Source organism: Flavisolibacter ginsengisoli DSM 18119, from assembly GCF_900129295.1.
Taxonomy (GTDB): Bacteria; Bacteroidota; Bacteroidia; order Chitinophagales; family Chitinophagaceae; genus Flavisolibacter; species Flavisolibacter ginsengisoli.
Window position 1 is genome coordinate 176,179 of sequence record NZ_FQUU01000007.1, and the last position, 20,522, is coordinate 196,700.

Below are 20,522 nucleotides of genomic sequence, written 5' to 3' on the forward strand. Positions count from 1 at the left end.
TGGTTTTGGATGAGCCTTTATCTTAGTTTAATTCTTTGATCCACTGTTGCGCAAAAGTCATAGCTGGTTCAATCACATCTTTACCTGCCCGAAATACCTGCTTCCAGTCATAGGCTTTAGCCTCGTATACAGGATTGACAAATTTCTTTTTTCCATTTACAAGCTTTAATTCTGCTGAAAAATCTACAGTACTTGCCAGGTCAATAAATTTCTGCAACCTGCGTTTTATCAACTGCCTGTAGTCGGCAGGATACTGCTCTTCCCATTGCTTCATACTTTCTTCATAAGAAGTCTTATTATTATCCTGGCTCATTTGCTCACTTTGGTAAAAAAGGTCGATCATCTTGCTGTTGGGATCTTTATAATCTTTCAGGTTATTCTTTAATAGTTCCAGCATGGGCTGCAATGCCTTGACCATTTCCGGTTTCATGGTCTTCATATTGGCTTCTGTTTCCTTAATGGATTTTTCTGTCTCGTCAATCTTCTCTTTCCTGATCTCTTCCTTGGTTTTCATTTTTTGCTTATACTGCACAGGCCTTGCATTTTTGCGCTGCAGTTCATATTGATTTTTAAAAGCATCACTGTTTACCTGCTGTTTTACATATACCAAAAGATCTTTAGCTATGGCCGCTCTATCACCCGCCACAATGTTCCTGGCCTTTTCTGCACCATAATAATAGAAGGCGCCGTTTAAAAAGCTCTCTTCAATATTTCGGATTCCCTTCTCTTTACTTATTCCCAATTGTTGCCATAGATCGGTATAGATCTTATGCATTTTAAAAGACATGAATGTAAAGGAGACAGCGGTGAATAAAAAAATGGCTGTAATTGCCTTAATGCTAAGCAGGATATTTTTTCTTGTTGTCGGTTGCATGGTTATAATTTTTCAGGTGTAAAATTGCCTGGCTTCTTATAGGCTGGCAAGCTGCAGTTGCATGATTTGTGCAAACAGGGGGATGAATTGGATATTAATTTATATGTTGAAACAATAGAATGCTTTTGTATGTTATTTTACCGTGAGTTTTCTAAACTTTAACGAAAAATCACTTGCCGGGCGGTAAAGTATTTTAGATTCGTGAAAATGGACTGCCTGATGGCAACCAATAAACCTTGCTGATCGTTTATGAGCTCCTTCTTTCCTGTTACGGACCACTACATTGATAAAGAAAATGACAACATTGATCCAATGGATCAAATAAACCTGCTGGCAGATGCCATGCCTCAATTGGTATGGATAGCGAAGCCGAATGGGGAAGTAGTGTATTACAATAACCGTGTATCGGATTTTTCAGGAGCCTATAAGGATGAATCAGGAAAATGGAGTTGGGAGGGATTATTACATCCTGATGATAAGATACCCACTGAACAGGCCTGGACCGAAGCAATAAGGACTGGAGGTATCTATGAAAAAGAGCACAGGGTAAAGATGAAAGATGGCAGTTATTGCTGGCACCTGAGTCGTGCATTTCCGCAAAAAGATCAACATGGAAACATACTGCGGTGGATGGGCACTGCTACTGATATAGACGAGCAAAAACAGGTAGAACAAAAAATAAAGGAAGCTGAAGAACGCTGGCGCACTGCGCTTGAGTCTACAGAAATGGGTACCTGGGAATATGACCCCACCCACAAAACTTTTTTTCTATCCGATGTAGCCAAAAAGATCAGGGGGATAGGACCTGAATTTGATAAACCTTTTGAGATCCACAGGGAAACGATATTTCCAGAAGATGTACAAATGGTTATTGATGCCATGGAAGATGCATTGAAGAAAGGTGAAGAAAATGTTTTCCAGGTAGCCTACAGGGTTTACAAAAAAGGACATGAAGAACTATACTGGATACGATCTATAGGTAAAGTGATCTGTGATAAGGATAAAAAACCCCAGAGAGTGATCGGTATCATGCAGGACATCACTGCCCAAAAGGCAGCTGAAGAGAAACTGCAATACCTGGCTACTCTTACACAGAACATTGCTGATGCAGTAATAGGCACAGACCTGGAGCAAAAGATCACCAACTGGAATAAGGGTGCCGAAGATTTGTATGGCTGGAAAAAGGAGGAGATCATGGGCAAAAATGCTGATGTCTTGCTCCAGACCGAATTTATTTCACAGGGTGACAGGGAGACATGGGAATATGAATTTAACACCACAGGACACTGGGATGGCGAAGTACACCAAAAGCACAAAGATGGCCACCAGCTTATCATCATGGTTTCTGTAGCCAGGATGAAGGATGCGAAGGGTGTTTATATCGGCGCTGTTGCCGTAAACAAAGATGTAACCGAACAACGCAAGGCAGCTCAATTATTGAAAGAGAGTGAATCGAGGTTCAGGGTTTTGACCAATACGATCCCGCAGATCGTTTGGGTGAGTTCGGCAGAAGGGCACATGGAGTATTTAAATGATCAGTGGTACCGGAGCACTGGTCAACCTGTTAGTGAAGCATTGCAGAACCGCATAGAAATGATGCACCCGGGCGATGTGCAGATAATGTCTGAGAAATGGGAAAAAGCATTAAGAGAGGGAAGGCCCTTCATTGCTGAATACAGGTTGAAAAATAGAGTGACCGGAAACTACCGTTGGTTTTTTTGCAATATCCAACCTCTCAGGAATGATGAAGGGAAGATCTTAAAATGGATTGGAGCCTCAACAGATATCCAGCACTTTAAAGATATTTCCGTGCTGTTGGAACAACAGGTGCAGGAACGTACCCTTGAACTAGAGAAATTGAATAAGACACTGCTTGACAAGGCAGAAGAATTAAGGCGCTCGAATGAAGATCTGCAACAATTTGCCCATGTGGCCAGCCATGACCTAAAGGAACCACTACGTAAGATCAAAACATATGGCAGCCGCCTCGTGGAAGAATATGGTGATATGCTGCCTGCTAAAGCTAAATCTTACCTGGACAAGATGGAATCTGCAGCCACCCGGATGAACAGCATGATTGATGGTGTTTTAGGCTATTCTATGCTGGGTGCTACAGAGCAGGTTATTGAAACTATTGACTTGAATGACCTGCTTGACAACATACAAAACGACCTGGAGATACTCGTAGAACAAAAACAGGCAATTATCGAGTATGAAAATCTTCCTGCAATAGAGGGCTCTTCCATATTGTTGTATCAATTGTTCTATAATCTCATCAATAACTCCCTAAAATTTTCCGTTTCGGGTATACAACCCAGGATCTGCATTTCCTGTTCTGATTATAACGTGGCTCAGGTAAAGGAAAATAGTCCTCTAAAACCTGGAATACAATACCAACGCATTTCTGTATCGGATAATGGTATTGGTTTTGAACAAGCCTATGCGCAAAAGATCTTTAAAACCTTTACCCGTTTGAATGCAAAGGATAAATATGAAGGAACAGGGCTTGGGCTTTCTTTGTGCAAAAAGATAGTAGAGCGACATAACGGCACTATTGAGGCGGAAGGGAAACTTAATGAAGGGGCAGTGTTTATTATTGTTTTACCCCAACAACAGCCAATAAAATATGCATAAGGCCAACTTAATTCTTACGATATAAATTGGGGTTTGTTACGTTTGGCTTTCTGAATAAAGTCGGAATGTAACTGCCATTTCATTAAACCATCGTTTGCTCCCAGGAAAACAAACCCATTTTTTTGAAGCACACGTTGTGAGGCAATGTTATCAGGTAGCGTTTCGGCTCTTACCGACCGAACATATTTTTGGTTCATAGCCCAAAGGCAAAGCACTTCCACGGCTTCGGTGATATATCCTTTTCTTTCGTAGGCGGGGTATATTCCATACCCGATCTCAACACTGCCATTTTCGCAAGGTTCACCCTTAAAACACAGGTCACCGATCATGCAATTGTGTTCTTTACTGATCATGGTCCAAAGCGTGAAAAAATGAAAGTTCCTATTGTCCTCCATGCCTGGCAACAATGTGTTTTGCAAAGCCTCTTTTAAATCCGGGTGAATGTGCCTTGGATGCCATTGAATATTCAGTTCTTTCTCCAGGGAACCATCATTTTGCAAATACAGTTTTAATTGCTCAAATGATAATGGGTATAGGTACAACCTATCTGTTTCAATGCTATGCTTCATCGTCGATAATGTTATAAACTAAAAATGGAGTAATTATTCTTCAGTTTCCAATGACAATGGAATCATTTGAGAATTTACATGAATGAATTGCAGTAAGCGCAATTTTTATTTCAAAACTTTTACATTAAATGTTATCTCAGGCATGCTATTAGCTCTGTTTATTATGTATAAATCTGCATTTTTACCCTTCCACTACCTATGATTTAGTTTATAAGTCTTCCTGTGAACGACAAAAAGGGGTCAGTTATGAAAAAGGTATACCTGTTGCTTCGCAACAACCATGAAAAAGGACCATTTACGGTAGAAGAATTACTACAACAACATTTACGGCCAACAGATCTTGTGTGGGTGGAAGGAATCAGTCTTGCCTGGTCCTATCCATTTGAAGTACCAGAATTGAAGACCTATTTCAGTGGCGCCCCTTATACCCTTCCATCAGTGCATCACCAGATAACCGAGTCGTCTCACAATGATGATATTGAACTGAGAGCAGAAGAGATCCGGCAAAAGATCCTGTCTTTCACACCAACATACTATACTACCAGGCCGTTACCGCAAAATCCTTTACATAAAATATCGTTGCCCTCTTTTAAAAAAGATGAGATAGAACTCATTGATCATAGAAAAAAAGAAACCCATGCTTTTGAATGGTTGTCAGCTGCCATGATAACCATGGTGGTTGTAGCGGGCTTTTTTGGAGGTCAGCGATTAATTTTAAGTCAAAGACACCAGGGCAATCCTGTAGTAACAAGATCTGTAAATGCTGATACCCATGCTGCAAAATCTAACAACAATATCCCCAATAATAGGGTATCCACAACCCCCGTTGTTTCTGATACCAGTTCCAATATTGTTGACAGCATTACCACACCAGAAAAACCAGTGAGTACCATGGCATTTAAATCTCCAAAGCCTAAGGACACTGCTAAAAAAGTAGTTGTAAAGGATACCGCAGCCAATAGTGTGGCACTAACCGAACCACCACCCCAGGTAGTAGCAGAACCGGAAAAAAAGCCTGTCGAACAAGTTATAAAAGATACTGTGGTCCAGGTCCCTGAAGAAAAAAAGAAAACGTTTGGGCAGGTATTGAAAGGATTGTTCAGGAAAAAGAAAAAGAACCAGGAACAGCCAGTTGAAACCCATGCTACTGACTCCTCATCCGGGAAGTAAATCCAGGAGCTATACTATAAAATAAAAAAAGGTTATTTACCGGAAAAAAGAGTAAATAACCTTATGACAAATCACTTACTTAAATAATTACATTATTTGGAACTTAGGTCCTTTTTTAAGAACAGTAACTCGGACCACGAATGATCAACCGCGGCACGTATAAGTTGGTTATAATTATCCCAGGAGCCACTTCCATTAGCTGATTCATATCGCTCCTTCATGGGTGCCCTGAAACCACGTTCTCTTTCTTTCAGACCATTCTTATACCTTGTAACCAAAGCCATTTGTGGCTCTCCGGAAGAACTGCTTTCATACACCGCAATAGTTTGCGAACTGGCATCCCATGTCTTTTTGAGCTTTTTGATTATATCTTCCAGGTCGCCACCATAGCCAGGTTTGGAATAAACATGGGTAATGGCAATTTTATCTGAATAAGCCGTAAGATCAACGGAGCTTAGGTCTGCCCGGTAAACGGAATAGCTGATGGAGCCGCGTTCGGTTAACAATGGAGCAATATTCTTATCCCAATCAGCAGTATGCTCTGCTCCAAGATCACCTCTTTTATCAATAGCATCCCAGGAACTGGGACCTTCTGTGATATGATAGCCCCCTGCATCAGGACCAGATTCAATAGTATACACACGCCAGGCAAAATCTCCTTTGTGGTATTTCTGGGCATGTGCTCCCAATGCTTTTTCGAACATTTGTACCTTGTCTTGTTTGGGAAATACCCGGTTAACTGAAACAACAGTTTTCTCCTGGGAGAATGCAATGAAAGGAAGGGCTAGTAAGCCTGTTAAAAACTTTCTCATGAGCGTAGCTTTTATGGTTAAAAATTAAAGAAATGACCAGTAAAATGACGGATGGGAAAGTTTAAAAGGGAGACGTTTATACCTGATGAATCCTAAGTTACTTTGATTTTTATAAGGTTACAAAAATAGTTTTCTACCTGGCTAATAATGTAAAATATTATTGATTTTACACTAAGGGCATGAAGGATTATATCTCTATTTCATTTCAATTGCTATGCATATTTCGTCTTAGATACTTGTTTATTATAAACAAGGAACATATTATCGCAATAAAAAAAGCGGCTGGTAGCCGCTTTTCAAACAGTATGTAGTAATTAATAACGTCCGTCTTTTTTATCCTTGGCACGGCCAATACCATAACCAACACCGGCACCTAAAATTCCACCGACCACACCACCTACTACACGATTTCTTTTATTGATAATAGCACCAGCAGCACCACCGGCTACCCCACCTATAACAGCGCCTTTGGCAGCCTTGCTCCATCCTTTTTTAGCCTTTGCTGTATTAGATGAAGAAGAATTCATAGAACCACTGCTATAAGAACGGCTTCTTGAAGTCGAACGGGATGTTCTGTTAGAAACTGCAGCTGGAGCTGAAGCAAATTGCTGAGCCTGACCCTGGTCTTGTATATTAGGCAACTCATTCTGCGCTTTCCAGGCCTGGAACTGTGATAAGCCAGCAGTATCTGCTGCCAATCTTAATGAATCGGCCACTTTACGCGCCACATCTTCATTGTTCACTTTAGGATTGCTGTTACATGCCACAAATAAAGTGGACATTATAGAAATTGCCAGGAATGCAAATAATATCTTTTTCATAGTCGTCATTTTTGATGGTAAATTTTTATTCATATTCTATCTCTTTTTGCCAACACCGTGCCATTCATGATAGATTAATGTTAATTGAAGCTCATCTGATTTTTGTCCTATTCACTCCATTGATTTTCAGTGAAATAGGATTCATGTATTAGTTAATTTTGCAAATATTGATGCTTATTATTGCCATTTTTTGGAAAAGACTTTTTGCAATAAGGTGGTTGTTCTTGCAGAAGAAGTAGTTCTTACTTCTTTTTCCTTAGCCTCCAGTTGCTGGAACATTTTTTCACTGACCATGCCAGCCATAAGGTTGGCCAGATCAAGATTTAATTTGTTGCCTACCAATACCTGGGCGGGCTTAATGATCTTTTCCCATTGTTCGTTGAGCTTATATTCTTGTAAAGCTGTTTTCATGGCTGGCGTGATGGCTCTTCTCAAGCTATCACCCACTGAAGAACGTAGATAATCTGTGGCCGATGTTCCACCATTTTTAATAATGCGCATGGCATCAGTAAACTTCATATTGTTGATACCACTTATAAAAATAGGTACTGAAGCTGTGGCTGTTTTTTCAGCAGCGGTTCCCAATGTAGTTGTAAACCGATCTATTTCCCCAGTAAGTCCCAATTGATTTAATGTGTTCAGCGTTTTGCGCATAGATTCAGGAAATAAGGTGGCCATTACTGCTTCTTTACTGAAAGCCCCGGAAAGATTACTCTCTTTTGCGCCCAGTGACAGCATTTCGCGAATAGCTGCAGCGGCGTCAGCCTCAGTAAGGTTGTAGCTTCCAAAACGCATGCTGCTACAGGAAAAGGAAACGGGAAAAAGGAAAGCAAATAATAATGGGATAAATAACTTCTTCATAGTCATGTTTTAAAATGTGCTGGAAATTTGGCTTGGATAGTAGACTACCAAACAATGCATAAGTTTTGCCGCGATTTGTTAAAATAAAGCAAGGAGAACAAAAGGCCTTTGAAAGGAAGGTGGGAACGAGGCGTGTAAAGCATTATACAACTATACACCTTATTGATTACTCATATATACTTCGACCTTAGCGCCCTGCACATACTAGCCAAAGGAGATAGGTGTACCTCATTTACTGTGGAGGATTCATCCCAAAAATGCGCAATAAACACATGATCAGGAGCAGGATTATTTTAGATGCAGGTCATACTATTTTGCTATAGGCAGTGCTAACTTAAAGCAGTCTATAAAAGAAGTTATGCTTGTATATTTTTTTGTATTCCTGTTTTCATTACTGGTTGACCTGATCCCATTCATTGGTCCTCCGGCATGGACGGTAATGGTCTTTTTGTATTTGAAGTACGATCTTAATATCTGGGTGGTGTTAGTATGTGGAGTTGTTGGATCTGCTATTGGACGTTATCTTTTTGCTTTGTACATCCCCTACATAAGTTCTAAAGTATTGAATGCAAGAAAAGAAACTGATCTCCATTACTTAGGCGATAAGCTTTCGGGCAATAAATGGAGAACACAGGCCTTTGTACTTTTTTATACCCTGATCCCGGTTCCATCCTCACCTCTTTTTACAGTGGCCGGATTAGCCAAGATCCACCCTATTCGCATCATACCTGCTTTTTTTGCTGGTAAGTTTATCAGCGATGCTATAATGGTAAATGCGGGTAAGTACGCAGCTGTGAATATTGATAATATCCTGAAAGGCTTTTTTTCCATAAAGGCATTAATGGCAAGTATTGGGGGAGTGAGTTTATTATTCTTTATCTTATTTATTGACTGGAGGATCCTGCTGCAGCATAAAAGATTCAAACTGAATTTTAGTATTTGGAAGTAGGGTGGCGAATTCAATGGCGAAGTACATAAAAAAAGAAAAGCACCAAGTTTGCATTTTATATATACCGAAGTACATACTACTTACTAACCCGATGCTTTTGAACTGATCATGACAGGAATCTTTTTGAAGGAAGTCTGTCGTTCTCGATTCTGAATCTAAATTACTATTTCCAGGAAGGGGTTTCCAAATTTGCTTTTGCACTCTTTGGGCGCATTTTTATTCACAAATATTAACGGTAGGCCGTAAGATTTTTTAGCGCTTTAAGTGCATTTAAAAGATCATCCCTTTTACCCGTATCCATTTTATTGATTTCAGTGTCCTCATCATAAAATTGAAGGATGTTCTGACGAAGGGAAGGACTAATATTCTTAAAACCCTGATCCTTTAATTTCATTACCAGCTCAAGGTATGTTTTGTCACAAAGAGGATATTCTCCTGCAACGGTTTTTTTGCCTGTATCAAAATCTTTGTTTACCCAATGGATATGATCAGGATCCCTGGACTTTACATTTTGCTGGTAGTGATAGACAACTGAGTCAAAACTGAGGATAAACAGTTTTTCTGCTTCAGGACCAGGTGTTTTAAATTTAAGCGCTTTTAAAGGACCCACCTTAGGAAGTATCCTGATAACAAAAGCTAGAACAGAGGAAAAGAAGCCTGGCTTTTGTCTTTTATCTCCAAACTCTTTATTGAAATCCCTGCTTTTCATTTTGTAGATAAAATCGCGGCTGCGTGCTTTGGGCTGTGTTTTACGGATCTCGTTTTTCTTCATATTCCAGGCAGCCTTGGTAATGCCAGGAAAAAGATCTTTGACTGCCCACCTGAATGTATTGGAGGCAAGACCGAAACTGGTAAACAGGTCTTTCATATCCAGGCCATAAGTCTTGAAAAAAGCGTTTTCCATTAGTGTATCTGCCAGGGAAAAACCAATGAAATCATGATATTGCTTGGTGGCATAACTGCCCCTTGCAGTTTGTAATACATCAAACCCAAATTCCATTCTTAAATGCGAAGTTTTGTCTTCAGCATAAGTAACTACCTTACCAAACTTCTTTCCAACCTTCGGATATACCAGGGGTACAGTCCGATTGGTACCAAGGGGATGACCATAGGTATCGGCTGTATAGTGACACAATACGCCCAAAGCAAAAGCATAATCATTCAGGCTTTTTTGCTCGTCCAGCAAGGCTTGTACAAAATCACCACTTCTTACATAATGCACCAGGTTTGTAAATAAACTACTCCCGAAAGGATAATAACCCATATCTGGTGCAACAGCGCCACCATAGGCATAAGACTTAGCGTCTAATAACTGACTGTTAGTTGATTTTGGATATTTTTCCTTTAATAAGGGTACAATGGTCTTTTCCCATAAAGCATCTACAATGGCTTCATGTGTAAGCACAGAATAGGCGTTTCCGGAAAAGGGCAGGAACAGAAATAATAAAACAAAGTATCTCTTAAACAACTTCATTCCTGTAAGTAAATGCAAATGAGATACCATACCCGTCAGTAAAGTATGAGGATAGATCTAATCACCTCAAAACCTAATGACTTGCCTTTATATAACCCCAACCCTCTTTTTGTTTAGCAATGATCTCGTAGATGCCATCTGGCACTACCTGTACCCCCTGAATCAACTGGCCTTTATCTACATTATTATTCTTCATAGCAATGGCACAAACCTTAAAAGCTACATTTGGCTTTGAGGCTAATTGCTGTACGGCATTGGAAACCACGGATTTATCCTTTGTTACCATATCAAGGGACTTGCCATAAAGAACTACTTCCAGGTTGGCATTAGGTTCTGCAGCTGTGATCTCGTTGAGCCATCGTATGATATTTTTATGATCTACAGAATCACGGCTGGTGAGGTCAAATACAACTTTATAATCTTTTTGAGCCTGTAAAAGGGAGGAAAAGCATAACAGGCTGACAAGAAAAATGATCCTTTTCATAACCTGTGGGATTTAATGTAAAAGTTACTATTTTCTGCTGGAAACCTTCCTCATCAGCTTATATACAAGGAAAAGATGAGTCTTTTTATAATCATTGAGGACCAAAACCACAGGAAATTGTTAATGACTTTTAAAATGGGTCAAAATATTTATTGTTTATCAATGAGTTACAAAGGTGTCTTTAAAAATACACCCTTTATTCCTTGGATTGTATAAGGATTAGATGGTACTTTTGCGCCTCATTTTAAAAAGCGCCCGGGGGATGGCCCGGCACAAAAAACAAATCATGAGCAAATTACATTTTACAACCAAACATGCGAATGCGGCTACCGTACAACGTAACTGGTATGTTGTGGACGGTACCAATCAAACCGTGGGACGTATGTGCTCTCGTATTGCTGCAATATTACGTGGCAAGAACAAGGCATATTACACCCCTCACGTTGACTGTGGCGATTTCATTATCGTTACCAATGTTGACAAAGTGAAACTTACAGGAAACAAGATGGACGAAAAGGTTTATGACCGCTATACAGGTTACCCAGGTGGCCGTAGAGAAGAGATCGCCAAAGATCTTTTAAAGCGCAGACCTGAAGTGATCATAGAAAGAGCTGTAAAGGGCATGTTGCCTAAGAACCGTTTAGGTCGCCAGATGTATAAAAAATTATTTGTGTATGCCGGTGATCAACATCCTCACACTGCACAACAACCTAAAGAACTGAAGTTCTAAATCCCAATTACTAATTCCTAATTACTAATAAATGGAAAAGCAAAAAAATAGTGTTGGTCGCCGTAAAGAAGCTGTTACAAGAGTATTCGTTTCTCGTGGCACAGGCGGTATCACTGTAAACGATAAGGATTTCAAAGAATATTTTAAATTGGTTTATCTGCAAAACCAGGTTACCAGGCCTCTTCATACTGTTGATGCTGCTGACAAATTTGATATTAAGATCAATGCTGCAGGTGGTGGTGTTAAAGGCCAGGCAGAAGCTGCCATGCTGGGTATTGCCCGTGTGCTGGTAGAATTGAACCCTGAATTCCGCCCTGCATTAAAAGCAGCCGGCTTGCTGAAACGTGACCCACGTTCTGTTGAACGTAAGAAGTTCGGTAAGAAGAAAGCCCGTAGAAGCTACCAGTTCTCTAAACGTTAATATGGTTTCTGGTTAAGAGGCAAAAAACTTCAGACACCAACAATAAACTATAAACTAAAAACAATAAACTTCCTCATAATGGAACAAAACACTTCGTTACAGCAACAACTCCTTGAAGCAGGTGTACATTTCGGTCACCTGAAGAAGAAGTGGAATCCTAAGATGTTGCCTTACATCTTCGCTGAGAAGAAAGGTATTCACATCATTGATCTTAATAAAACAGTGGAAGGCCTGCAGGAAACTGCTGCTGCCCTGAAGCAAATTGCCCGCAGCGGTAAAAAGGTTCTTTTCGTTGGTACAAAAAAGCAAGCGAAGGATATCGTTACTGAATGCGCACAGCGTGTGAACATGCCATATGTTACTGAGCGTTGGCTGGGTGGTATGCTTACCAACTTCAACACTGTTCGTAAGAGCGTGAAGAAGATGCAGAGCATTGAAAAAATGCTTGGTGATGGTTCATTTGACTCAATCACCAAGAAAGAGCGTCTGACATTAAGCCGCGATAAAGATAAAATGGAGAAAGTATTAGGTGGTATTGCTCAATTGGGCCGTGTACCTGCCGCTTTATTCATTGTTGATATTGGACATGAGCATATTGCATTAGCTGAAGCAAAGCGCCTTGGCATCACAACCTTTGGTGTTGTTGATACCAATTGCGATCCTAACAAGGTAGACTTTTCAATTCCAGCTAATGATGATGCAACTAAGTCTATTGCTATTATTACCAACTACATCACTGCTGCTATTGCAGAAGGTTTGGCTGAGCGCCAGGCTGCTAAAGATGAAGAAGGCGATGATTCAGTAACAGATGCTGAAAATGAAAAAAGAGCAGCACGTTTAGAAGCTGAAGCGCAAGCTGAAGGCGGTCGTGGACGTGGTGGCCGTGGCGGACAAGGTGCTGGTACAGGTCGTGGACCTGGTGCTGGTGGCCGTGGACCTGGCGGTGGTGGAGCAGGAGCTGGTGGCGGTCAACGTCGTCGTACTCCAGGTGGTCCTGGTGGCGGTAGCCGCGGACCAGGTGGTGGAAGAAGATAATAGTTCTTTTAACCAGCTGAAGGGCAGGTTTACCTTCCTTTCACTGAAAGAATATACATGAAAAAGGCAAAGTGCTGATAAATAACTATTGGCACTTTGCTTATTCTCAAATTTCAAATTGATTTTCTATGTCTACTGTAACAATTACAGCCCAGGATATAAACAAATTGCGCCAGGCTACTGGTGCAGGCATGATGGATTGCCGTAAAGCATTGACTGAAACTAACGGAGATTTTGAAGCAGCTATCGACTGGTTGCGTAAGCAAGGCCAGAAGGTTGCCGCCAAGCGCAGTGATCGTGAAGCTAAAGAAGGTGTTGTTATTGCCAGGACCACTGCTGATAACAAGACAGGTTTCATCGTTACCATCTCCTGTGAAACTGACTTTGTTTCCAAGAATGCTGATTTCGTTGCATTTGCACAGAGCATTGCTGATGCTGCTGTTGCCAACAATGTAAAAAGCGCTGAAGAATTAAATGAAGTGTCGGTTAATGGTTCAAAGGTTTCAGATCTTATCAACGATAAACTGGCCTCTATTGGTGAAAAGATCGGCATTGCCCGCTTTGAAAGAGTAGAAGCACCTTATGTAGCCTCTTATATCCACGGCGCTTACCGCATGGGTGTATTAGTTGGTTTCAATAAGGAAGTAGGTGAAGCAGGAAAAGACATTGCAATGCAGATAGCTGCAATGAATCCTGTTGCCGTTGATGCTGATTCAGTTCCTGCTGATGTAGTGGAGCGTGAAAGAAGCATTGTTGTTGAACAAATGAAACAAGATCCTAAGATGGCTGGAAAGCCTGATGAAATGATCTCTAAGATCGCAGAAGGCAAGCTTAATGCTTTCTTCAAAGAAAGCACATTGACCGCCCAGGCGTTTGTAAAAGATAATTCCAAATCAGTAGGTGATTATTTGAAATCCGTTGGACCAGATGTGAAAGTAACTGAGTTCAAACGTGTAGCTGTTGGATAATATTGAACAAGATCATATCAACATAAAAAGAGCCTTAAAGGCTCTTTTTTTTTTGCTTCTATGTTAGCGTATTCACGGCTTTGGGGCAATATGGTATAAATAAAATGTAATTATTGTTTAGCATCCAGGATCACCGGAGCAGTTTTTCCTCCCATCATGATGATCTTGGCATTTTGTGATTTGGCTAATTCCATGGTTGCCTTTATCTGTTCGTACTGCAATTGTTTATCTGTCAGGCTTTCACTGATGATGCGCTGGTAATCGGCGATACCCTGGGCCTCCACCCTTTTCCTGTCAGCTTCCTGTCTTTCTTTTTGCAATACAAATTGCATTTTCTGGGCCTCCTGTTCTGCCTGGATCTTTTGTTCTATGGTGCCTTTCACCGCAGTGGGTAGTGTAATGTTTCGAACCAGTAAATTCTCCAGTAACAGGCCTCTCAACTTGAAATCACTCTCTATCTGCTTGAAGATGCGATTTTGAAATTCATCTCTTTTAGTAGAAAACAAGGCTATGGCTTCATAATAAACAGCATTATCCCTGATGCGGGTGCGTGCTATAGGCCGTACGATCTTATCTTCATAATCCACTCCTGTTTCACGCACCAGTTTAGGCGCATCTGTAGGAACCACCCTGTACAATACAGTAAGATCAATGGTAACCTCCAGTCCATCTGCTGTCAACACTTTAATAGCATCGTCACCTGATTTATGTCCTTCATCATTGATACCACTCATGGTATAATTCTGCGTACGGATATCCATTTTTTCAATTTCGTATAAAGGGTTCACCATGTTCAATCCACTATTCAATACTGTTGGCTGCACCTTTCCAAATAATTTCTTCACACCAACCTGGCCGGCATCTATTTGCACAAAGCTGCTAAACACCACACCAAGGCCAATTAATAGCAGGGCGATCAGGATACCAGTTTTGGAAAAAGCTGAAACATTGGGAACAGTGCGAATGGAAAATGCAAGAATTAAAACAATGACTCCAAGTACAATTAATATCATGGCAGGTTAGTTTGCATAAATGTAACAAACTCTCACGCTTTAAAGGCTGATAATACTTTTGATGATATGAATGTACTTACTGTTCTATCCTGGAAAGAATTTTTTAAACTAACCTTAAGCCCAGGCTATATTTAAGCTGCACGCAGGCCCAGGCAGTAAAAGGAAGAAATAATATTGCCAGGATGCCAAAGGCTGGTTGCAATACAAAAAACACCCCCACGACAATTAAATAGTAAATGGGATAAAAAAGCAGTAATAAAGAGGTAAGCACAGAATCATAGTGCCCGCTGTTCTTAAAATACAATTGGGTGTAAGCCTTGCATAAATAATATAATGGTGCATGCAGTAGCCATCCTGCTATGGCAGGCAGCGCCAAAAAATATTTGGAAGATCTTGCCCTGTGCGGAAAAACAGAATGCAGTTTTTCTGTATCTTTTTCTTCTATTTCATACACCAGTTGATGCAACTGGTTTTGCAGATTCGCATTGAAGTCGACCAAATTTTTACCAATGGCAGCAGCATGATCTATATCCTCCACTGTAATAGGCTCACCAAAATTTATATGCACCTCTTTGCCAAAACTTTTAAAGGAACTATAATTCAAGCCCACTGGTAACACCTGTAGTGGAATGCCATTTTCCCAGGCAGTGGTTGCCAGCCTGGCCGTCCCTTTTTTCAATGGCCTCAAATACCATTCATTCTCACACCTTCCTTCACTGAAAATAAGAACGATACCATTATCCTTGAACGTTTCCTGGCAGGCAGCAAAGGTGGTATAATTATGAGAGAGGTTTTCTGTTCCTTCACTGGTTCGGTACACAGGCAATAATTGAATGCTGCGTAAAAAACGGTTGATCCATTTATTTTTAAAAGCATCTCCGCGGGCTAAAGAATGGACAGGTTGATCAAATAAAGTAGTAAGGATGATCCCGTCAAGGAAAGAATTGGGATGATTGGCAGCCAGTAACATAGGGCCCTTGCTTTTCAACAGTTCCGGTTTATTGATGATCACCTTGCTGCAGTAAACCTTTATAGCCAGTCTTGCATATATTTTGGTCAGCTGGTAAAACACAGGTGGAAAATAGGTTAAAAAATGAACAGTCAGGTATTACTGTATGGGTTAGCTACAAAGCTTACAATTAAGTCTGATTTGAAAAAAGTAATAAAACTGTTTGGTCAATTTGCACTTTGTTAATTATACAGGAATTCTACCCCTTATTATTATCTACACCCATCTACTGCATTCGCTTTACTTTTGCGAAAATTGAAAGGCTAATGAAACTGTCTCATCTCTCGGAAACTCTGATCGGTTCTGAAATAGTTAAACTGGGTGGAGAAATACGTGACCGCATCCGCAAGGGCGAACATATTTACAATTTCACTGTTGGTGATTTCAACCCCCAGATCTTTCCTATTCCTAAAGAACTTGAAGATGAGATCGTGGAAGCCTACCGCCAAAGGTTTACCAACTATCCACCGGGGGAAGGGAGCCTGGAATTGAGGGAAGCTGTGAGCCGATTTGCCAAAGATTACCAGGGACTGGAATACAACACTGATGAAATCCTGATCGCTTCGGGTGGACGACCATTGATCTATGCACTATTCCGGGCCATATGCGATAAGGGAGATAAAGTGATCTATGCGGTGCCGTCCTGGAACAATAACCACTATGTTCATTTTGTAGAAGGCAAGCATGTGGTGGTGGAAGCAAAAGCAGAAAACAATTTTATGCCTACGGCAGATGACCTGAGACCGCACATCAGTAATGCCGTTTTCATTGCCTTGTGTTCCCCTCAAAACCCTACGGGCACTACTTTCCGGAAAGAAGAACTGGAACGAATTTGTGCCATGGTAGTTGAGGAAAATAAACGGAGAACTGATACGGAGAAAAAACTCTATGTGATGTTTGACCAGATGTACTGGCAGCTTACCTACGATGGCATTCAGCATTATGACCCTGTAACATTAAATCCCGAAATGCGTCCCTACACCATTTATATAGATGCGATCAGTAAAGCATTTGCTTCTACAGGTGTACGTGTGGGATGGAGCCTTGGACCTGCTGCCATTCTCAATAAGATGAAAGCTATTCTCTCGCATGTCGGCGCCTGGGCACCAATGGCGGAGCAAAAAGCATTGACACGATTCCTTGCTAATAAGCCTGCGATTGACGCCTACCTGGTACATTTCAGAAGTGAACTGGAAGAAAGATTGCGACGCATCTATGAAGGCTTTGTACAACTGAAAGAACAAGGCTATAGCGTGGAAGCAGTAGCCCCGGAAGCGGCTATTTATCTTACCATCAAAATAGATCTTGTAGGTAAGAAAACTGCAAATGGAGATGAATTAAAAACCCAGTCAGATGTCACTTCCTACCTGTTGCAGGAAGCGAGTTTAGCCGTGGTTCCCTTTTATGCCTTTGGTGCTGCCAAAACATCTCCATGGTACAGGCTGAGCGTGGGCACCTGCAAAAAAGAAGAGATAGACGAAATGTTGCAAAAGCTTGGAACCGCGCTTATGCAATTACGGTAGGTAACTTTATTATCATGCACATAAAACAAAAGCGGCTCCAGTGGAACCGCTTTTGTTTTATTAGTTATTGATTTGTTCTTTAATTTTTATTCACAAGGAAGTAAAAGGGCTTCAGGGTTGTTTGACCGATGGCTTTTACTATCGCTTTTGCTTTATCAGTGATCTTGTTGCGGGTGACCAGTTCATGGGACTTGCAAAATACTTCATTACATTCAACGCCGACAAGGATCTTGTGCAGGCATTCTACTTCGTGCTGTAAAAGGTCTTCGTTATAGACCTCAGTTTTATATAGTAAAAGCAGATCGCGATTGTAATTTTTCATTAATCACCCTTTTAGAATCCCTTTGATCCAGGGCAGCCGCATCCTTTAGTGCTTTTACTGCCATTTCCGGAATAATAATTTTTGCTACAGCCTGCTATGGTTATTGCGGTCAAGAACAATGCCATATAAATAAGTCTTTTCATAAGAGGTAGATTCGTTTCTAAATTAAACTATTTTACACGCCTTTTAGTATAGGATTAGACCAAAAGTAGAAAAAATAACATGAGTCAAGGAATATCACCTGCGAAACTTACGGTCCTGGTGGCCCCCCTGGATTGGGGGCTGGGACATGCCACCAGGGTTATTCCGATCATTCGGCTGCTATACGAAAGTAACTGTACCATTATCATTGCCGCGAAAGGCAGGACCAGGGAACTGATGCAACAGGAATTCCCGAACCTGCAATTCCTGGAACTGGAAGGCTACGGCATTCAATATTCCAGGAAAGGCTGGCTCTTACCTCTGAAGATAGCCGCGCAGGTACCGCATATCCTATCTGTGATCAAAAAGGAACACCAATGGCTAAAGCGCGCAGTTACAGATCACTCCATTGATGCGGTCATTTCGGACAACCGCTACGGGCTTTACCACCATTCTATTCCTTCTGTATTTATTACCCACCAGTTAAGAATTAAAACGGGGCTGGGTTCTACCATGGATCGCTTTATACAACAGCTTAATTACCAACAGATCAACAAATTCGGGGCTTGCTGGGTTCCAGATCATGAAAGCGGACTTAGTTTGGCAGGAGAACTGTCACACCCCGCCATTTCCCCATCTATACCTGTGAAATACATAGGCCCGCTATCAAGATTTACAGGCATAGTTAAGACAGAAGAAAGACACTTGCTGGTGATCCTATCCGGGCCTGAACCTTTGCGGACCGTATGGGAAGAAATGATCATTCATCAACTACATGATTATAAAAAGCCGGTGGTGCTGGTGAGAGGTATGCCCGGAACTGTCGATCTACCTGTAGTTCCTTCATTTGTACATGTATTCAATCATCTTCCTGCGCAGGAACTGGAGCATTATATCAAGGAGGCTTCCTTTGTGATCAGCCGCTGTGGTTACAGCACCATTATGGACCTCCTGACCATGCAAAAGAAAAGCATCCTGGTGCCAACACCAGGGCAGGCAGAACAGGAATACCTGGCTGAACACCTTATGCAACATAACCTGGCTCTTTGTATACCACAGCATAAGTTTCGTCTTTCTGCTGCACTTGACCTGGCCAACAGCTTTCCTTATGAGCAGACATCACAACCCAGCAAATCGAACGAGGTCATAATTTATTTTCTTCACAGCCTCGATCAACATGAAACACAAAAAGAAACTCCTAAACCCGGTTCCCCTTCAGCACTATGAAAACTGTTACCAAAGCACATATAGCTGTGTTGCTTACCAATTTATTCTTTGCAGCCAATTACAGCCTGGTGAAGATGGTTTCGCCATCGTTGGTTGGCCCTTTTGCGATCAACCTGTTCAGGGTGGGCATCAGCCTTTTGTTGTTCTGGGGCGTGTGGATGGTGGGAAGTACATCTGCCCGGATACGCCGTAAAGACTGGATGCGTTTCTTCTGGTGCGCCCTTGCAGGTGTTGCCATCAACCAGATGCTGTTTATTAAAGGACTTACATTGACCTCCACTATTCATGCCTCCCTGCTAACCCTGGTCACTCCCTTACTGGTGACGGTGTTTGCCTTATGGGTGCTAAAAGAGCGATTCACTTTTTTTAAAGCACTTGGATTAGCCTTAGGCATTGGAGGCTCGGTATTGATCATTATGCAAAAGGAAGCGGGCCAGCAAGGTTCCGACTATCTGCTTGGTGACATGCTGATCGTACTCAATGCCATTGCCTACGCCATCTATTTTATATTAGTAAAGCCTTTGATGGAAACCTACAGTCCCCTGCATGTGATCCGGTGGATCTTCAGCATTGGATTTATCATGATGTTACCTTTTGGATGGAACCAGGTAGCAGAGATAAACTGGCAGGTAATACATTGGCAACATTACCTGGCTATATTGGTCATTGCTATCCCCGGAACCTTTTTCGCGTATTATTTCAATGCTTATGGCATACAACATATTGGTGCAGGGATTACCGGGACATATATCTATACCCAACCTGTATTTACGGTGTTGATAGCTGTGTTGTTTTTGGATGAATCGTTCACCTGGCAAAAAGCACTGGCTGCCATGTTGATCTTCAGCGGTGTGTATCTTGTAAGCTTCCGAAAACAGAAAGTATTATAATTACCTTCACTCGCTATCTGATTTACCAGGATAATCAAAGAACAGGAACTTTTTTTCTGCATTCATAAATTCTTCCCAGTCATTGACTTCAGCTTGCACAGCAAAAACGCTGCAGGTAGGCATATCATCAATGCGCACATGGGTGAGCGAGTTGGCAAATTCGGTTATGCCAGGATTGTGGGAAAAAAGGGCGATGATATCATGTTTTTTCTTTGTATACTCTATTGTCTTTACAAAGCCGGGTGCATTGGCCATGTACAGGTCTTCCACTTCTTTGATATCTTCTTTCTTCACATCGAATTCCTCTGCAAAATATTTGGCAGTCTTGCGGGCGCGCTTAGCTGTACTGGAAATGAACTGATCGATCGACAGGCCTCTTTTTTTTAGTCTCTTTGCCATTTCAGGTGCATCCTTTTTCCCCCTGTCATTCAATGGGCGGTCTGCGTCACTAAGGCCGGGAGCATCCCAGCTACTTTTGGCATGGCGAATAAGGAGAAGGGTTTTCATGCTATGAAATTAAAATAATACGCACAAACGCTTAAAAGAATACATAATCCGTATAATTAACTCAAATCCTGGAGTTAGTCCGAGGGCT

At 41.3% G+C, this 20,522-nt stretch carries 21 protein-coding genes; 10 read left to right on the plus strand and 11 right to left on the minus strand.

Annotated features, from left to right (window positions below; translation table 11 throughout):
* Positions 1–22: 22 nt before the first annotated feature.
* Positions 23–874 (minus strand): hypothetical protein, encoded by an 852-nt coding sequence (locus BUA53_RS10220; RefSeq protein WP_072835276.1) that lies wholly within the window; start codon positions 872–874, stop codon positions 23–25.
* 249 nt (positions 875–1,123) lie between these two features.
* Between BUA53_RS10220 and BUA53_RS10225 the strand changes: the two genes are divergently transcribed.
* On the plus strand, positions 1,124–3,508 hold the full coding sequence (locus tag BUA53_RS10225; RefSeq protein ID WP_072835277.1) for a PAS domain-containing sensor histidine kinase: 2,385 nt from the start codon (positions 1,124–1,126) through the stop codon (positions 3,506–3,508).
* Between the two features lie 14 nt (positions 3,509–3,522).
* On the opposite strand, the gene BUA53_RS10230 is transcribed toward BUA53_RS10225, so the two are convergent.
* Positions 3,523–4,077 carry a GNAT family N-acetyltransferase gene (locus tag BUA53_RS10230; protein ID WP_072835278.1) on the minus strand — a complete coding sequence of 185 codons (555 nt, stop codon included), beginning with the start codon at positions 4,075–4,077 and terminating at the stop codon, positions 3,523–3,525.
* A 246-nt stretch (positions 4,078–4,323) separates the two neighbouring features.
* On the opposite strand from BUA53_RS10230, the gene BUA53_RS10235 reads away from it, so the two are divergent.
* A complete protein-coding gene (locus tag BUA53_RS10235; protein WP_072835279.1) occupies positions 4,324–5,247 on the plus strand; it encodes a DUF4339 domain-containing protein in 924 nt (307 codons plus the stop codon).
* A gap of 92 nt (positions 5,248–5,339) precedes the next feature.
* Here the strand turns inward: BUA53_RS10235 and BUA53_RS10240 are convergent, their stop codons facing one another.
* The 3 genes from BUA53_RS10240 to BUA53_RS10250 form a co-directional block, all read right to left on the minus strand.
* Positions 5,340–6,059 (minus strand): hypothetical protein, encoded by a 720-nt coding sequence (locus tag BUA53_RS10240; protein ID WP_072835280.1) that lies wholly within the window; start codon positions 6,057–6,059, stop codon positions 5,340–5,342.
* Between the two features lie 314 nt (positions 6,060–6,373).
* Positions 6,374–6,880: a glycine zipper domain-containing protein gene (locus tag BUA53_RS10245; RefSeq protein ID WP_072835281.1), complete on the minus strand. Its 507-nt coding sequence runs from the start codon at positions 6,878–6,880 to the stop codon at positions 6,374–6,376.
* A gap of 177 nt (positions 6,881–7,057) precedes the next feature.
* Positions 7,058–7,741, minus strand: a complete 684-nt coding sequence (locus BUA53_RS10250; RefSeq protein WP_072835282.1) for a DUF4197 domain-containing protein — start codon at positions 7,739–7,741, stop codon at positions 7,058–7,060.
* Between the two features lie 358 nt (positions 7,742–8,099).
* Here BUA53_RS10250 and BUA53_RS10255 point away from each other — a divergent pair, with 358 nt between their 5' ends.
* Complete coding sequence (locus BUA53_RS10255) at positions 8,100–8,690, plus strand: hypothetical protein (RefSeq protein WP_072835283.1); 591 nt, start codon at positions 8,100–8,102, stop codon at positions 8,688–8,690.
* Positions 8,691–8,919: 229 nt separating this feature from the next.
* Here the strand turns inward: BUA53_RS10255 and BUA53_RS10260 are convergent, their stop codons facing one another.
* Both BUA53_RS10260 and BUA53_RS10265 read right to left on the minus strand, forming a co-directional pair.
* Positions 8,920–10,164: a zinc dependent phospholipase C family protein gene (locus BUA53_RS10260; protein WP_175546058.1), complete on the minus strand. Its 1,245-nt coding sequence runs from the start codon at positions 10,162–10,164 to the stop codon at positions 8,920–8,922.
* A 73-nt stretch (positions 10,165–10,237) separates the two neighbouring features.
* The gene (locus BUA53_RS10265) at positions 10,238–10,648 is read right to left on the minus strand and encodes a DsrE family protein (protein ID WP_072835284.1); all 411 of its coding nucleotides are present in this window, start codon (positions 10,646–10,648) and stop codon (positions 10,238–10,240) included.
* Between the two features lie 286 nt (positions 10,649–10,934).
* On the opposite strand from BUA53_RS10265, the gene rplM reads away from it, so the two are divergent.
* The 4 genes from rplM (at position 10,935) to tsf (ending at position 13,802) form a co-directional block, all read left to right on the plus strand.
* Positions 10,935–11,378, plus strand: a complete 444-nt coding sequence (gene rplM / locus BUA53_RS10270; protein ID WP_072835310.1) for a 50S ribosomal protein L13 — start codon at positions 10,935–10,937, stop codon at positions 11,376–11,378.
* A 31-nt stretch (positions 11,379–11,409) separates the two neighbouring features.
* Entirely contained in the window at positions 11,410–11,799 is a 390-nt protein-coding gene (gene rpsI / locus BUA53_RS10275) for a 30S ribosomal protein S9 (protein WP_072835285.1), read from the plus strand.
* A 78-nt stretch (positions 11,800–11,877) separates the two neighbouring features.
* Positions 11,878–12,834: a 30S ribosomal protein S2 gene (gene rpsB, locus BUA53_RS10280; RefSeq protein ID WP_072835286.1), complete on the plus strand. Its 957-nt coding sequence runs from the start codon at positions 11,878–11,880 to the stop codon at positions 12,832–12,834.
* 128 nt (positions 12,835–12,962) lie between these two features.
* Entirely contained in the window at positions 12,963–13,802 is an 840-nt protein-coding gene (tsf, locus tag BUA53_RS10285) for a translation elongation factor Ts (RefSeq protein ID WP_072835287.1), read from the plus strand.
* Positions 13,803–13,912: 110 nt separating this feature from the next.
* Here tsf and BUA53_RS10290 read toward each other — a convergent pair whose 3' ends face one another.
* Together BUA53_RS10290 and BUA53_RS10295 are read right to left on the minus strand one after the other, a co-directional pair.
* Complete coding sequence (locus BUA53_RS10290) at positions 13,913–14,815, minus strand: prohibitin family protein (protein WP_072835288.1); 903 nt, start codon at positions 14,813–14,815, stop codon at positions 13,913–13,915.
* Between the two features lie 103 nt (positions 14,816–14,918).
* A complete protein-coding gene (locus BUA53_RS10295) occupies positions 14,919–15,887 on the minus strand; it encodes a 1-acyl-sn-glycerol-3-phosphate acyltransferase (RefSeq protein ID WP_072835289.1) in 969 nt (322 codons plus the stop codon).
* Positions 15,888–16,090: 203 nt separating this feature from the next.
* On the opposite strand from BUA53_RS10295, the gene BUA53_RS10300 reads away from it, so the two are divergent.
* Positions 16,091–17,347, plus strand: a complete 1,257-nt coding sequence (locus BUA53_RS10300; RefSeq protein WP_072835290.1) for a pyridoxal phosphate-dependent aminotransferase — start codon at positions 16,091–16,093, stop codon at positions 17,345–17,347.
* Between the two features lie 79 nt (positions 17,348–17,426).
* Here BUA53_RS10300 and BUA53_RS10305 read toward each other — a convergent pair whose 3' ends face one another.
* The gene (locus tag BUA53_RS10305) at positions 17,427–17,669 is read right to left on the minus strand and encodes a hypothetical protein (RefSeq protein ID WP_072835291.1); all 243 of its coding nucleotides are present in this window, start codon (positions 17,667–17,669) and stop codon (positions 17,427–17,429) included.
* A gap of 222 nt (positions 17,670–17,891) precedes the next feature.
* Between BUA53_RS10305 and BUA53_RS10310 the strand changes: the two genes are divergently transcribed.
* Both BUA53_RS10310 and BUA53_RS10315 read left to right on the plus strand, forming a co-directional pair.
* On the plus strand, positions 17,892–19,037 hold the full coding sequence (locus BUA53_RS10310) for a glycosyltransferase (protein WP_072835292.1): 1,146 nt from the start codon (positions 17,892–17,894) through the stop codon (positions 19,035–19,037).
* Positions 19,034–19,927 (plus strand): DMT family transporter, encoded by an 894-nt coding sequence (locus BUA53_RS10315; RefSeq protein ID WP_072835293.1) that lies wholly within the window; start codon positions 19,034–19,036, stop codon positions 19,925–19,927. Before BUA53_RS10310 ends, BUA53_RS10315 begins: the two co-directional genes overlap by 4 nt.
* Positions 19,928–19,933: 6 nt before the next feature.
* Here the strand turns inward: BUA53_RS10315 and BUA53_RS10320 are convergent, their stop codons facing one another.
* Positions 19,934–20,434, minus strand: coding sequence for a SixA phosphatase family protein (locus BUA53_RS10320; RefSeq protein WP_072835294.1), 501 nt, complete (start codon positions 20,432–20,434; stop codon positions 19,934–19,936).
* Positions 20,435–20,522 lie beyond the last annotated feature (88 nt).